The sequence below is a fragment of the Synechococcus sp. JA-2-3B'a(2-13) genome (assembly GCF_000013225.1).
In the GTDB taxonomy this organism is placed as follows: domain Bacteria; phylum Cyanobacteriota; class Cyanobacteriia; order Thermostichales; family Thermostichaceae; genus Thermostichus.
On the sequence record NC_007776.1, the window covers coordinates 1,619,687 to 1,633,186 of the forward strand.

The 13,500-nt window shown below is 59.2% G+C and carries 13 protein-coding genes; 5 read left to right on the forward strand and 8 right to left on the reverse strand.

Going from position 1 to position 13,500, the window contains the following annotated elements; all coding sequences use genetic code 11:
- Positions 1 to 76: 76 nt before the first annotated feature.
- Entirely contained in the window at positions 77 to 307 is a 231-nt protein-coding gene (locus CYB_RS07330) for a DUF4327 family protein (protein WP_011433156.1), read from the reverse strand.
- Positions 308 to 445: 138 nt separating this feature from the next.
- Entirely contained in the window at positions 446 to 2,305 is a 1,860-nt protein-coding gene (pyk, locus tag CYB_RS07335) for a pyruvate kinase (protein ID WP_011433157.1), read from the reverse strand.
- A gap of 170 nt (positions 2,306 to 2,475) precedes the next feature.
- On the opposite strand from pyk, the gene CYB_RS07340 reads away from it, so the two are divergent.
- On the forward strand, positions 2,476 to 2,718 hold the full coding sequence (locus CYB_RS07340) for a hypothetical protein (RefSeq protein ID WP_011433158.1): 243 nt from the start codon (positions 2,476 to 2,478) through the stop codon (positions 2,716 to 2,718).
- A gap of 88 nt (positions 2,719 to 2,806) precedes the next feature.
- On the opposite strand, the gene CYB_RS07345 is transcribed toward CYB_RS07340, so the two are convergent.
- The 3 genes from CYB_RS07345 to CYB_RS07355 form a co-directional block, all read right to left on the reverse strand.
- A complete protein-coding gene (locus tag CYB_RS07345; protein ID WP_011433159.1) occupies positions 2,807 to 3,469 on the reverse strand; it encodes a hypothetical protein in 663 nt (220 codons plus the stop codon).
- A 143-nt stretch (positions 3,470 to 3,612) separates the two neighbouring features.
- Positions 3,613 to 4,359, reverse strand: a complete 747-nt coding sequence (locus CYB_RS07350) for a GvpL/GvpF family gas vesicle protein (protein WP_011433160.1) — start codon at positions 4,357 to 4,359, stop codon at positions 3,613 to 3,615.
- Positions 4,337 to 5,458: a nucleotidyltransferase family protein gene (locus tag CYB_RS07355; RefSeq protein ID WP_011433161.1), complete on the reverse strand. Its 1,122-nt coding sequence runs from the start codon at positions 5,456 to 5,458 to the stop codon at positions 4,337 to 4,339. Before CYB_RS07355 ends, CYB_RS07350 begins: the two co-directional genes overlap by 23 nt.
- A 301-nt stretch (positions 5,459 to 5,759) precedes the next feature.
- On the opposite strand from CYB_RS07355, the gene hisG reads away from it, so the two are divergent.
- The 4 genes from hisG (at position 5,760) to CYB_RS07375 (ending at position 9,987) form a co-directional block, all read left to right on the forward strand.
- Entirely contained in the window at positions 5,760 to 6,467 is a 708-nt protein-coding gene (hisG, locus tag CYB_RS07360; protein ID WP_011433162.1) for an ATP phosphoribosyltransferase, read from the forward strand.
- A 108-nt stretch (positions 6,468 to 6,575) separates the two neighbouring features.
- Complete coding sequence (locus CYB_RS07365; protein ID WP_011433163.1) at positions 6,576 to 7,370, forward strand: photosystem II manganese-stabilizing polypeptide; 795 nt, start codon at positions 6,576 to 6,578, stop codon at positions 7,368 to 7,370.
- Positions 7,371 to 7,733: 363 nt separating this feature from the next.
- A complete protein-coding gene (locus tag CYB_RS07370; RefSeq protein ID WP_011433165.1) occupies positions 7,734 to 8,918 on the forward strand; it encodes an NAD(P)/FAD-dependent oxidoreductase in 1,185 nt (394 codons plus the stop codon).
- 97 nt (positions 8,919 to 9,015) lie between these two features.
- Positions 9,016 to 9,987 (forward strand): GDP-L-fucose synthase family protein, encoded by a 972-nt coding sequence (locus tag CYB_RS07375; RefSeq protein WP_041436472.1) that lies wholly within the window; start codon positions 9,016 to 9,018, stop codon positions 9,985 to 9,987.
- Here CYB_RS07375 and CYB_RS07380 read toward each other — a convergent pair.
- From CYB_RS07380 to CYB_RS07390, 3 genes are all read right to left on the reverse strand, one after another.
- Positions 9,984 to 10,721, reverse strand: coding sequence for a DevA family ABC transporter ATP-binding protein (locus CYB_RS07380; protein ID WP_011433168.1), 738 nt, complete (start codon positions 10,719 to 10,721; stop codon positions 9,984 to 9,986). The two genes, CYB_RS07375 and CYB_RS07380, sit on opposite strands and share 4 nt — an antisense overlap.
- Positions 10,722 to 10,946: 225 nt before the next feature.
- Entirely contained in the window at positions 10,947 to 12,131 is a 1,185-nt protein-coding gene (gene devC, locus CYB_RS07385) for an ABC transporter permease DevC (protein ID WP_011433169.1), read from the reverse strand.
- Between the two features lie 9 nt (positions 12,132 to 12,140).
- Positions 12,141 to 13,292 carry an ABC exporter membrane fusion protein gene (locus CYB_RS07390; RefSeq protein WP_083757642.1) on the reverse strand — a complete coding sequence of 384 codons (1,152 nt, stop codon included), beginning with the start codon at positions 13,290 to 13,292 and terminating at the stop codon, positions 12,141 to 12,143.
- Positions 13,293 to 13,500 lie beyond the last annotated feature (208 nt).

Sequence of the window (13,500 nt, forward strand, 5' to 3'; positions counted from 1 at the left end):
AAAAAACGGGTGGAATAGAAAGAAGCATTGGCTGTCTGCCAACGCCGACCGCTTGCCATCCTCGGCAGATCGAGGCTTAGTCTTCGCCCCACTCCTCGCAGTCGCCGATTAAATCGCAGAGGGGATCCGAGGGGCAGTAGTCTTGCAGCTCCAGCTCTTGGGCAATCGCCTGCCACTCCCGCTGCGGGAAAAAGGGTTGCAGGTGGGCAATGGCTGCAGAGCGGCGTAAGACGCCCTGCTGAATGAGGCGACGAGCTTCCTCCTGGATGGCCTCAACCGCATAGTGGGTGGCTTGTAAAGTGGGCATAGCTTAACCTACACGTGGAATGGATGGGACGCACCGAAGGGTCAGGGAAAATCTTGCCTCGCTACCCCCATCATAGAACTTGGTCTCGTTTCGTAGCAAGAGATACAAGTTTGTATTGCAGGCAACCTTAAGGCCCGCTTAAAAGCCCAAGCCATCGGCTCCTGCGGTCACTATGCCTTTTTCTGGGTTCAGAGTGACGATAGATCCATCCCGGATTAAGCGGGTAGCATCCTTGACCCCCACCAGCACCGGCACCCCCAGCCGCAGGCCAATGACTGCTGCATGAGAGGAGGCTCCCTCTTCTTCGGTAATCACGCCGGCTGCCTGTTTGATGGCCTCCACATAGTTGGCGTCGGTGGATTGGGCAACCAAAATGTCTCCGGCGGTGATTTTGCTGGCATCGAGGCTGGATCTCAAGATGCGGGCCGGGCCGCTGACAATGCCTTTGCCAAACCCTTTGCCTTGAGCCACCACCGCTTTCACCACATCCACCTTGATCAGATCGGTGGATCCCGCAACGCCTGGCAGGGTTCCTGCACTGAGCACCACCAAGTCGCCATCCTTGAGCAAGCCATCTTCCTGAGCCAAGCTGATGGCCGCTTGAAAGGTCTGGCGGGTGGTGGCCAAATCCATAACCAACAGCGGATGTACCCCCCAAACCAACTGCAGCCGCCGTGCCACTTCCACATGGGGGGTTACGGCTAGGATGGGAGTGCGGGGGCGAAACTTAGAGACATTGCGAGCGGTAGCCCCTGTTTTGGTCAGGGTCATCACGGCTACAGCATCCAACTCTTGGGCGATCTCCCCCACGGCGCGGCTGATCGAGTCGGTGATCAGGGTTTTGGGCCGCATCCCGGCAGGACTGTTGCCGTTGTTTTGGCTCAGCTCCTGCATGGCAAGGGCGCGAAGGCGTTGTCGTCGGTCGGCGTAGGTCAGGTCAAAGTAATCGCGCTCGGTGCGCACGGCAATGCGGGCCATGGTGGCAACGGCCTCGACAGGGTATTTGCCCACAGCCGTCTCGTTGGAGAGCATGACGGCATCGGTGCCATCCAAAATGGCGTTGGCCACATCGGAGATTTCGGCACGGGTAGGCCGGGGGCTGTGCACCATGCTGTCCAGCATTTGGGTGGCCGTAATTACCGGGATCCCCAGGGAGTTGGCCAGGGCGATCACCCGCTTCTGCAGGATCGGCACCTCTTCCGCAGGCAGCTCTACCCCCAGATCTCCCCGCGCCACCATCACACCGTCGCTGAGGGCCAAAATCTGGGGCAGCTGTTCAATGGCCTCGTGTTTCTCGATCTTGACGATGATGGGTACCCGCTTGTCGGCTGAGCCCGAAGAAGGCCGTTTGGCAGAGGCGATGAGCTCCCGCAGCTCCAGCACATCAGAGGGATCCCGCACAAAGCTGAGGGCCACCCAATCCACCCCTTGGTTGAGGCCGAAGTAGAGATCTTCTTTGTCTTTTGGGGTCACGGCGCGGATGCTCAGGCGCACACCGGGGAAATTGACCCCCTTGTTGTTGGAGAGGGTACCCCCGACAATGGTGCGGCAGAAGAGTTCGCCCGCTTCCGGATCCACGGCTTCCACCCGCATCTCCACTCGACCATCGTCGATGAGGATCGTCGCTCCTTCGGGCACTTCTTGGGCCAGCTTGTCGTAGGTGACCCAACTGCGCTCTTGGGATCCCAAGACAGGTTTGCTGGTCAACACAAAGGGATCCCCTGCCTTGAGGGTGATCGAGCCTTCGGCGAACTTGCCCAGGCGGATTTTGGGCCCCTGCAGGTCTTGCAAAATGGCGACCTGGATGCCCAGATCCATCGCGGTTTGGCGGATCAGGCGAATGCTGCGGCGGTGTAGCTCGTGATCCCCATGGGAGAAGTTGAGGCGAAGGGTGGTTGCCCCTTGCAGGATCATCTCCCTGAGAATGGCTGGATTTGAGCTGGCAGGGCCGATGGTGGCAACAATTTTGGTGCGTCGAAAAGAATCCCTCAAATGCATGTCCACTGTTCCCAAGGGAGAGCAGCCCAGATCCTTCCCCCACGTAGGGATCTCTCTGATTACGATAACCCGTTATGTCTTTTTTGAGGCACCGCTTTTTTAAAATCCCCAGCGAGAGAGGATGGGAAAATAGGCAAAGCAGAGTGTAGAGATCCATCTGGAGTCGAGCGATGCCGGTTGCCCCCGAATACGCCTTCCCCTTCGAGCACCATCAGAAGTTCTCTCTCGACAACCCCACCATCTCCAGCCCAGGGGTTTCCAAGCGGGAATACATAGCCAGCAAGGTATTGCAAGGTATCGTGAGCAATCCCCAGACTCCTGTTGGCGATTTGTCTCCTGAGCAACGACAGGCTTTGGTCTACACGGCGGTGTCATTGGCGGATGATTTGTTGGCGGCCCTCGGCGCTCAGTAGAGAGGTTCTTGAGATTGCAGCGCACCCTCTTGGGGTGAGGTTTAGGCCGAGGTTGACCGTTCGCGGCGGGGGGCCGTAGGCTCTGCTACTACATACGCCGCAGCCGTTGAGTCAACTCTTCCCCCAAGTGCATCCATTCTGCCATCCCTTCGGGACTCACCTGTCGGTCATTTTGCCAAAGAATGAGGTGGGCGCCAGCTCCTTCGGCGCAATAGTTGGGATGCTGCTCCCAAAAACCAAGGACGCCAGGATGGAACCGCAGCCGAACTTGGGCTTCATTCTCTCCTCGCAAGAGATAGCTCCGGGAGAACTTAGGGTGGCTCTCGAAATTGATATCTTGCATGCCAAAAGCTTTGGCGATGCCATGGAAAAGGGCATTTTCGGGGTGCAGCCGAAAACGGGGCAGATGAAGATCCTCGTGATAGGCGTAGAAGACGGACTGGCGATAAGTGCTAGAACTCTTGCCACTGCCGCTGGTGTATTGGTAATCAAAAACGGTAATCTCAGTGCCATCGATCAGCCGCTTGGACATCGAATTATAGAAACGCCGCCCATGGCCTCGTTCAAACAGTCCAAAGCCTGCTTGCAACAAGCGAGATCGAATCTCTTCAGGCAACTGGGCAGAAAAGCGCATTCCTAGCTGTGCAGCTACCCGTTCCAGAGCTTCTCGACGTTTCTTTTCGTGGTAAAGGGCTAGAGCCAAGATCCCGGCAGCCAGAGCTAAAAACAAGATAAAAATAAGCAACCCCATACCGTCTCCCTCGGCTTACAGACTGCAGCGCCCATCCCCACAATACCTGAGCAGATTTCCAAAAGGATCCCTGCCTTCGACCATTCAGCCGAGCGGTCTCCTCTTGTCTTTTGTAGAGAAGTGACCCAATACAGCTGAGTGTGTCAAAGTTTGACGAAATTGTAGGGAGCGGTGAAGTTGTTGTAGCGAATGCGCAGCCGCCCCTGGAAGGTCTGGTCTAGCTCCTCTACTTTTTGGGCAAAAACCGGCTCATCTTCCCAATTGATCAAAAACGAGCCGTTGTAGGCCATGTTTTCGGTGAGCAGATCTCCTTCTACGCGGTCGCTGGCCAAGGGGCTGAGGGCTGCTGTAAAGGTCTGGGCAATGCGCTGACGTCGCTGCTCTAAGAGCTGCTCCAGAGCCCGTCCGATCTCGACTACCGCGTCCAGCCCCAGAGGAGCGCCGGCCATTTCGTCTCGCCGAGCTTTGAGGGCAGGGTTTTCCTCTAGCCCCAGCTTGAGCTCCTGCTCGGGATCCCAGAAGACCTTTACTCCCACCTCCCGCTTGCCCTCTAGGCGCTCCAGCAGAGCCAGCAGATCCGCCAAGCGGGGCTGCACCAAGTCCCGTTCCACCTGCTCCCAGCCGCTCACCACCAGACCAAATTGCAGGGGCAGCAGAGCCCGATGTCCCTCGTTCATCACTTTTTCCAGCACGGCCTCATGGGCGAGCAAGTTGGCCCGGCTGGCCAGGTAGCGCTCCTGTCGAGCCTGGGAGTACAAGAAGGCCAGGGATCCCAGCCCATGAACCTGCACCGGCTGCTTGTCCAGCCCCACCACACTCAGATGACGCGGGCCAGGGGCAGCGACGATCCCGTAGAGGTAGAGGGCGCTATGGGGATTTGCCGTTGGCATTGCTGCGGGCATCTCCGATCAGCCACGTGAGGTTGGACTCTTCGGTGTCGATGGCATTGCCATCCGAGGAAATGCAGTAGCGACCCATCACCATCTGGTGGCGTAGGGTCACGCCTGCCGCAATCTGGGTGTAGTTAAAAATCAAGCTGCTATCCAGCGTACACCCTTCATTCAACACACATCCGTAGCCAATTGCCGTGGGGCCGATGAGTTTGACCCCGTCCGCCAAATAGCTGCTGGCCCCGATGTAGACCGGTGGCTCGATGTGGATGCGATCCCAGTTGGCGCGGATGTTGATCCCCGTCCATACGCCGGGTTGAATCTGGATCCCGGGCACCTTGACTCCCTTGATCTCGCCGCGCAGCACTTTTTGCACCGCCAGCCAGTAGTCGTGGGTGCGGCCAATGTCCACCCACTGAAAGTCAGCCGTGATCCCATAAAAGGGGGCACCCGCTTTCACCAAGGCCGGGAAGAGATCGCTGCCGATGTCGTAGGGGCAGCCGGGGGGAATGTAGTCGAACACTTCCGGCTCGAAAACATAGATGCCGGTGTTGATGGTGTGGCCGAGGGCCTCTTCCCGCCTAGGCTTTTCTTGGAAAGCAGTGATGCGACCCGTCTCGTCGGTGACTACCACCCCATAGCTGGAGACCTGGCTGGGATCCACCTGCCGCAGGACCACAGTGGCCAGCGCTCCCTTGGATTTGTGGAAGTTGACGATCTGCGTGAGGTTCAGGTCGATCAGGGCATCCCCACAGAGCACCACAAAGGTACTGTCGAAAAATCCGGAGAAATCCTGGATCTTGCGCATACCGCCAGCGGAGCCCAGAGGTTCGGCCACCGGCTGGCCGTTCTCAAAATGGCCTTCGAAGGAAAAGCCGATGTGAACCCCCCATTGCTGCCCATCTCGAAAGTAGTCTTCGATTTGGTGGGCCAAGTGGCTGGTGTTGACCATGATCTGGTCGAAGCCGTGTTCCCGCAGCAGCTCCACCAAAAATTCCATGACAGGCTTGTGCAAAATGGGGATCATCGGCTTCGGCATCATGTAGGTGATGGGCCGTACCCGCGTGCCTTTGCCTGCTGCCAGGATCATGGCTTTCATGCCGTCGTCACTCCTCCGGGCTAACCGTGCTCTGACTTTATCATCCCAGGATCGGCATTCCAGAGAACCGGTGGGGCTTTCAAGAGGCCGGGGAATCGCTGCTGGGATTCCGATCCCCTACAATCAAGGGGGCTTGCTCTTCTGGGCATTTCGCCAAGGGTTTCCCCTGAGCCCCTCGTTTTGCCCCGTCTCTCCTGAGAGTTCCACCCGGCAGACGGGGATCCCAGCATTCTTACATTGATTGCTCCTGGCCCAAGATTCAGACGGATGTATCAGACAAATGTAGTAGATCCTGAAAAAGATGCTGGATGGCCGTCCCGACAGCCCACCCATCACGATTGCCCTGGCCAAGGGGGCCTTGCTGCCTGAGGCCATTCAATGCCTGCAGCAGGTGGGGATCGATTTCAGCCGTTTTTTGGATCCCGGCAATCGCCTGCTGCGGATTGAATCCCCCACCCGGCTGAACGGACAACGCTACGAAGCGCTGCTGGTGCGCACTCACGATGTGCCGGTGTACGTGGAGTACGGGCAGGCGCAGTTGGGCATTGTCGGCTACGACGTCTTGCGGGAGCGCTATGCCGGCACCGAAGCGCGGGTGGCCCACCTGTTGGATCTCCAATTTGGCCACTGTCGCATGTCGGTGGCCCTTCCCCAAGATAGCCCCTACCACTCGGCAGCTCAGTTGCCTGCTCATGCCCGCGTGGCTTCTAAGTTTGTCGGCTGCGCCCGGGAGTATTTTGACCGCCTGGATTTGCCGGTGGAGCTTATCTCTCTCTATGGTTCGGTGGAGTTGGCCCCCCTCACCGGCATGGCCGATGCCATCGTCGACTTGGTAGCCACAGGGCGCACCCTGAGGGAAAACGGCCTGATTGAGCGAGACTGCCTATTCGAGAGTACAGCTCGCCTGATTGCCCATCCCATCAGCTACCGTGTCAACCAACAGCCTATCCGCGAGTTGATCACCCAGATTCGGGAACGCTGGCTGGGATCCCTGTTGGTGGGTGGCTAATTTTGAGGCACTTCCTCTGAGGGGGATCACGATTGCGTACAATGGGGGCATTCGGGCTTATTTCCCCCAGCAGCGTTCAGATTCAAAAAAGGTTTTTCGAGGTTGATTATGCGGTACCGTCCACTGCTCGCCATCCTGTTGGCGCTTTGTTTGAGCGTCTTTGCTGTTCCGGCTAAGGCTGCCAAGGCGCCGCTGACCTATGACCAGATCCGCAACACCGGCAAGGCCGCCATTTGCCCTTCGGTCTCGGACAACGCCCGGGGCCGTATCGAAGTGCCTAGGGGGGGATCCCTGAAGCTGACGGATGTCTGCTTCCAGCCGGTGCAAATTGAGGTGGAAGAGGAAAAGCGGAACGGCGAGAAAGAGTTCATCAAGGCCAAAAACATCATGATCTCAGCGGCCACTCTGGGGCCGATTAAAGCCGAGGTGACTCCCAAAGACGGCGTGCTGGAGCTCAAAGTGGTGGATGGGATCACCTTTCAGCCGACCACCGGCCAAATGCCCCGCCGCGAGCTGGTGCCGTTTCTGTTTAGCGTGAAAGACTTGGTCGCCACTGCCCAGGGCTCCGCCATTGACCCTTCGACCGATTTTGAAGGGGAGTTCTTGGTGCCCGGCTATCACAGCAGCACCTTCCTCGACCCGCGCGGGCGGGGATCCAACACCGGCTACGACACTGCGGTAGGTCTACAGGCTGCCAAAGATGATTTTGCCACCAACCGCAAGGTGGACGAGGTTTCCCAGGGGAAAATGTCCCTGCGGATTGCTCGCGTGGATCCCAGCACTGGCGAAATGGCGGGATCCTTTGTTAGCATTCAGCCTTCCAGCACCGAGCAAGGGGCGATGGAACCCCACACTGTTCGCGTTCAAGGCTTGTTTTACGCTCGCCTGGCGCAGGAGTCTTGAAGAGGCTTGAGGAAAGCCGAGAAGAGATCCAATTTCGGGCTTGAGATGGGCAGAGATCCCGGCGATCCCTGCCTATTTCTGTTGATACTATGTCTGTCTGGGTTTGCCCGTTGGGGAAGTGTGCAGCGATAAAGTCTGGGCCAGATGCCGCCACAGGTTCATTTGCAGATGGCCGATGCCACTAACCTGCCTTTTATGTTGACTCTGGACCCAAGGGGACTCTCAATCTGGACTCAAGGAAGCCCTTTGTGAGTTCCGCTTCAGCCAGTACCGCCACCAGTGCGGATCCGAGTTCTGCTGCGCTCGCTACCCCAAACTGAGCCTCTTTGCCGCAAGATGAGGTTCAGGGCAAAGAGGGAAGTGATGGCCAACTACGACTGGATTCTGATCGGCGGTGGGATTACCGGGGCAGCCCTAAGCTATGAACTGGCCCGCCAGGGGGGATCCGTTCTGCTGATGGAGAAAGATGGAGTGCTGAACGGAGCAACCCGCTACAGCTACGGGGGCTTGGCCCATTGGGCGGGCAAAACGCCGCTGCTCAAAGCTCTGGGGGAAGAAGGGATCCAACGCTACCGCACCCTGTCAGAAGAGCTGGAGGCAGATATTCAATTTCGCGAGCTGGATCTGCTCATGCCCATTGCCCCCGGCTACGATGCAGAGGCCGTTGAGGCGGATCTGGCCGACTGTCGCATCCCACCCCGGCGGATTTCGGTGGCGGCAGCCTGCGAGCTGGAGCCGCTGCTGGATCCGGCCGCTCTGGAAGTAGTCCTCTGGGCTCGGCATGGCCACATCAACCCCTTGTTGACGGCGCTGGCCTTTCAAACAGCCTTGCAACGATTGGGGGGATCCCTCTTGATCGCAACAGCAACGGCCCTGCGGCGGCAGGGAGCGCGCATCACGGGCGTAGAGTCCGGAGCCGACTGCTACGGAGCAGGCCAGGTGGTGGTGTGCGCCGGCGGCTGGACACGGGCTCTGTTGCGCCAAGCGGGAATCCGGGTGCCCATCTACTACACCCATGCCGAATCCCTGGAGCTGGAGCCCTCGGATTTGCAATTGAAAGCGTTGGTGATGAGCGTGCCCGTGCAACGCTTGGAACTGGAACGACAAGCCGCCCATCCCGATCGGGATCCCCTTTGGGACGAGCCAGGGCACGAGCTTTGCCCGCCGATTCTGGATGCCGGGATCCTGCAATTTGTAGATGGCAGCATTCGCATGGGCCAGATCAGCCGGGTATTGACGGATCCCCATGCCGAGGTGGATGCAGCCGCCAGCGAAGCCCAGATCCGGGCACAAGCCGGTCGCTACCTGCCCAAGTTGGCCCACCTGCCCGGACGGTGGTATCACTGCTTGGTGGCCTTCAGCGCTGATCACCAGCCTCTGGTGGGATCCCTGCCCGGCTGGGAAGGCTTGCAACTGTTTTCCGGCTTCAGCAACCCCCTGCCCATCGTGCCCGCTTTGGCCCGTCGCTTCGCCCAACAAGCCTATGGACAGGCGGATGAATGGATCCCTGCTCTGTCGCCGGGGCGGTTTGCCCAGGTTTTGAGTTGATGCCTTGCCTATTCTCGATGACCATCGCCAACAAGTCTGGAATACGGCTATCCCGTCTGCAGCATAATGAAAGCCGGAAGTTCTCTGCGTCGGATCTATGCCCAACAGCTTGCCCAGCTCCGTCGATCTCAGCCAGAAGCGCATTTTGCTCACAGGGGGCAGCGGCTTTTTGGGCAAACATGTGCTGCAACAGTTGCAGGTGCTGGGGGTAAAGCCGGAGCAGGTGCGCATCCCGCGCTCCCGCACCCAGGATCTGCGCCGTTGGGAAGTCTGCCAAGAGGTGGTGCAAGGGCAAGATATCGTCATCCATTTGGCCGCCCACGTGGGTGGCATCGGCCTCAACCAAGCCAAGCCGGCAGAACTCTTCTACGACAACCTCATCATGGGATCCCAGCTCATCCACGCCGCCTACCTGGCCGGGGTGGAGAAGTTTGTCTGCGTGGGCACCATCTGCGCCTATCCCAAGTTCACCCCCGTTCCCTTCAAGGAAGAGGATCTCTGGAACGGCTACCCAGAGGAGACCAACGCCCCCTACGGCATCGCCAAGAAAGCCCTGCTGGTGCAGCTGCAGGCCTACCGGCAGCAGTACGGCTTCAACGGCATCTACCTGCTGCCGGTGAACCTCTACGGCCCCATGGACAACTTCGACCCCGAAAGCTCCCACGTCATCCCAGCCTTGATCCGCAAAGTGCACGAAGCGCAGCAACGGGGCCAAAACTACGTCGAAGTGTGGGGGGATGGTAGCCCCACCCGCGAGTTTTTCTACGCTGAAGATGCGGCCCGCGGCATTGTCATGGCCACCCAGCTTTACGACGGGGCGGATCCCTTGAACCTGGGCACCGGTGAAGAGATCTCCATCCGGGATCTGATTGCCCTCATCTGCGAGCTGATGGAGTTCCGGGGAGAGATCCGCTGGCAAACGGACAAGCCCAATGGCCAACCCCGCCGCTGTCTGGATGTCTCCAAGGCCCGAGAGAGGATGGGTTTTGTGGCCAAAGTCGGCCTGCGAGAAGGTCTGCAGCGCACCATCGACTGGTACCGCCGCCACGCCTGCTCTGGGCAAAGTTAGGCAACGGCTTGGCTCTCCAGCCGTCCATCTTCCATGTGCAGCACCCGATCTGCAATGTCCAGGATGCGGTTGTCGTGGGTCACCATGAGGATGGTGCAACCCTGCTCCCGCGCCAACTTCTCCATCAGGGTCACCACCTCGCGGCCCGACTTACTATCTAGGGCTGCCGTGGGCTCGTCCGCCAGCACCAGCTTGGGATGGCTAACCAAGGCGCGGGCAATGGCCACCCGCTGCTTTTGTCCGCCGGAAAGCTGTTCCGGGTAGTAGTGGACGCGATCCCCCAGGCCCACCGCCGCCAGCATTGCTTCCGCTCGCTGCTGGGCTTCCTGAGGAGAGAGGCCGTTGTGCAGCTCCAGGGCCATGCGCACGTTTTGGGCTGCCGTCAGGGATCGCAGCAGGTTATGGGCCTGGAAAATGTACCCGACCTGGCGGCGGATTTGAATGAGAGTACTGGGCTGAGCTCCCCGCAGCTCCTGTCCCAACACCCGCAAGCTGCCCTCCTGCACCGAGCGCAAGGCCCCCAGCAGCGTCAGCAGGGTGGTTTTGCCGGAGCCGGAAGGGCCAGTCAGCAGCACGATCTCCCCTGGCTGCAGGGCAAAGCTAATGTCGAAGAGAATCTGCTTGCGCAGGGATCCCTCGCCGAAATAGTGGTTCACCCCTTCGGCTTTCACCACCGGCTCAACGGCATTCTGGGCAGAAGCAAGGGCAGCTTGATCGAGAAGAGGAGTCAGCATAGGAAACTCAAAATCTCAAAACTTTGCGTTGACAACTCATTGACCACTTAGGCCGTCATTTGGAGCGTTGAGATGAGACCATTTAGAAACCTTTGGCCGGAGAGCGTTGATGAGGATCCCAGAAGTTTTTAGACAGCCTAGCTCAAACCCTTCACCATCCATCCGATCCCCTTTGGCAGACTATTGACTTACCAACGCCCCGGCGCCCTGCCCACAGCCAAAACTCTAGAAAATGTCGGCAGGATCGGCTGCCCGCAGCCGTCGCACGGCAATCGCTCCTGAGATGAAACACATGCTCACCGCCAGCCCCAGCACCAGCACTGCCCGGTTGAAGGTCATGGCAATAGGCAGCAACGTGGCATTGGCCGTCAAATCGTAGAGCAAAACCGACAGGGCAAAGGCAGGAATGTACCCCAAGCCGGCCAGCAGGAGCGCCTCCTGAAATACCACCCCCAGCAGGTAGGTATCGGTATAGCCCATGGCTTTGAGAGTGGCATATTCTGCCAGGTGATCCGACACATCGGTGTAGAGAATTTGATAGACAATCACAATGCCGACAATAAAGCCCATGCCCACCCCCAGGCCGAAAATAAAGCCGATGGCTGTGCCCTCTTCCCAGTAGGTTTGCTCCATATCGATAAACTCCGCCCGTGAGAGCACCCGCACATCTTCCGGCAGCAAAGCCCGCATCTGCCGCACCAAGGGATCCGGATCCACACCCGGCTGAAGCTGCACCACGCCGATATCCACTAGGCCGCGCCCCCGCTGCGGAAAAATGCGCAGGAAATTGAGGTCGCTGGTGAGGATGGTGCCGTCGGCTCCAAAGGTGGCCCCCATCTCAAACAGGCCCCCCACCTGGACGCGGCGGTTTCCCACCTCAGTAACCACCTCTCGCCCGGACTCAAACCACTCTGGGATGGGGCCAAACTCGCTGCGGGAGCGGCGGTCAAACAGCACCACGTCCGCCTTTTTGATCTCTTCCAGCTTGTCCGGCGTCAGTTCCGGCAAGTCCAACAGATCAGCCGAGGGATCCACTCCTACCACAAAAATGCTGCGGGTACGGCGGGTCTCTGGGTTTTTCCAGAGGGCAAAGCCCACATAGACAGGCGAGATGGCCCGCACCCCCTCAAAGCCCAAAGCCTGATAGAGTCGCCGCTGGGAGAAGGTGTTCATGGCAATCAGGGCGTTGGACTGGGGGCTGACCAGGAAGATCTCTCCCTTCAGGGCCACGTGGAAGCGGATGGCACTTTCCAGCAGACTGTCTTGGAAGCCCAACTGCATGAACATCAAGATGCAAGCAAAGGCAATGCCCGCCAGGGCCACCAGCAGGCGGATCTTCTCCCGCGTCAACTGCAGCCAGGCCAACGGGATCCGATGGGCGATAAAAGCCACACTGAACAGGCTGTACATGGGCTGAGCCTACCCCTCGACATCGATGGCCACATTCACCTGCAGGTTGGTCAGGCCAGCCACGCGGGCGCTGCTCTCCGGATCCAGGCGGATATACACTTCCACCACGCGGGCATCCACATCGGCAGCTGGGTCGGTGTTGAGCACATCTTTCTTGCCAATCTGCAGGCCTACCCGCTCCACTCGGCCCTGCAGGGTTTCTGGCAGAGCGCGGTTGCTAATGGTGGCCTGCTGGCCTGGCCGAACCCGCAAGATGTCTGTTTCGTAGACCTCGGCCACCACCATCATTTGGTCAGTGTTGCCCAGCTCGAGAATGCCCTCGCCGGCGGGGATGACCTCTCCAGGGCGGGTGTGGATCTTGAGCACCTGTCCAGCACGGGGAGCGCGGATGAGGGTGCGCTCTAGGCGAGCTTCTGCCAGTTCCAGATTGCGGGCCAGGGATCCCAGTTGGACTTGGGCTTGGGCCAGACTCAGTCCCGCCTCGGCAGCTTGGACTTGGGCTTGGGCATTGAGCAGATCGCGCTCACGGGCCAGGCGCAGTTGGCTCAGGGTGGCTTCGGCAGCCCGCAAGTCCTCCTGTCGTTGCCGCACCAGCAGCCGGCGTTGATCCAGCTCTTGTTGCGAGATTGCTCCTTCCTGCCAGAGCTCCTGAAAGCGGGCCAGATTGGCCTCGGCATCGGCCAGTTCTGCCCGGATACGTTCCACCACCGCTTCCTGGGAGCGGATTTGCATCTGTTGCGGCTCGTCCAGACGGCTGAGGCGGGTGCGTGCCTCTTGGATTTGGGCCTGACTGAAACGGGTCTCGGCCTGCAACCGGGCGCGGGCCTCTTGAAGTTGGGCGGCAGCGTACTCTCGCTCCGCCAACCGCTCGGCGTAGCTTTCCAAGCGGGCTAGCACTTGGCCTGCCACCACGCGATCCCCCTCGGCCACCAGCAGCTCTCCCAGCCGTTCTCCGGGGGAACCGGCAATGCGCAGCACTTCCCCCTCCGGCTCCAGGCGACCCAAAGCACCAACTTGCGGAGGCAGCCGCATTTCCACCGTTGCCTCTGCACTTCCCGATACCGACTGTGTGGCTCCCTGTTTGCTCAATCCCAGCCATGCCAGACCGGCACAACCAAGCAGCCCGACTCCTGCCAGCGACCAGAGCGCTCGTGGGTTCATGGCCTTTTACCCGCTGTGGCTTTGCAGACGACAAACGCCGCCTCTTTTTCTTAAATAAGTGTAAAGTTTTTGGGATGAAAATGTCCAGCTGTATTCTGTGTTGCTTGTGCTCACCGTATTTTCACCCCCTGTGGGTTCCCCAAGGTGCCGGCAGATCACAGCAACCGGTGGGGCGCAGCCTACCTAGCTCTGGGGATTCCTGATATGA

Bases quoted from the DNA above. Each gene is read 5' to 3' on its own strand.
- CYB_RS07330 (WP_011433156.1), bottom strand. From the start codon at position 307: ATGCCCACTTTACAAGCCACCCACTATGCGGTTGAGGCCATCCAGGAG.
- CYB_RS07340 (WP_011433158.1), top strand. From the start codon at position 2,476: ATGCCGGTTGCCCCCGAATACGCCTTCCCCTTCGAGCACCATCAGAAG.
- CYB_RS07390 (WP_083757642.1), bottom strand. From the start codon at position 13,292: ATGAACCCACGAGCGCTCTGGTCGCTGGCAGGAGTCGGGCTGCTTGGT.
- pyk (WP_011433157.1), bottom strand. From the start codon at position 2,305: ATGCATTTGAGGGATTCTTTTCGACGCACCAAAATTGTTGCCACCATC.
- CYB_RS07350 (WP_011433160.1), bottom strand. From the start codon at position 4,359: ATGCCAACGGCAAATCCCCATAGCGCCCTCTACCTCTACGGGATCGTC.
- CYB_RS07375 (WP_041436472.1), top strand. From the start codon at position 9,016: ATGCCCAACAGCTTGCCCAGCTCCGTCGATCTCAGCCAGAAGCGCATT.
- devC (WP_011433169.1), bottom strand. From the start codon at position 12,131: ATGTACAGCCTGTTCAGTGTGGCTTTTATCGCCCATCGGATCCCGTTG.
- CYB_RS07355 (WP_011433161.1), bottom strand. From the start codon at position 5,458: ATGAAAGCCATGATCCTGGCAGCAGGCAAAGGCACGCGGGTACGGCCC.
- CYB_RS07345 (WP_011433159.1), bottom strand. From the start codon at position 3,469: ATGGGGTTGCTTATTTTTATCTTGTTTTTAGCTCTGGCTGCCGGGATC.
- hisG (WP_011433162.1), top strand. From the start codon at position 5,760: ATGCTGGATGGCCGTCCCGACAGCCCACCCATCACGATTGCCCTGGCC.
- CYB_RS07380 (WP_011433168.1), bottom strand. From the start codon at position 10,721: ATGCTGACTCCTCTTCTCGATCAAGCTGCCCTTGCTTCTGCCCAGAAT.
- CYB_RS07365 (WP_011433163.1), top strand. From the start codon at position 6,576: ATGCGGTACCGTCCACTGCTCGCCATCCTGTTGGCGCTTTGTTTGAGC.
- CYB_RS07370 (WP_011433165.1), top strand. From the start codon at position 7,734: ATGGCCAACTACGACTGGATTCTGATCGGCGGTGGGATTACCGGGGCA.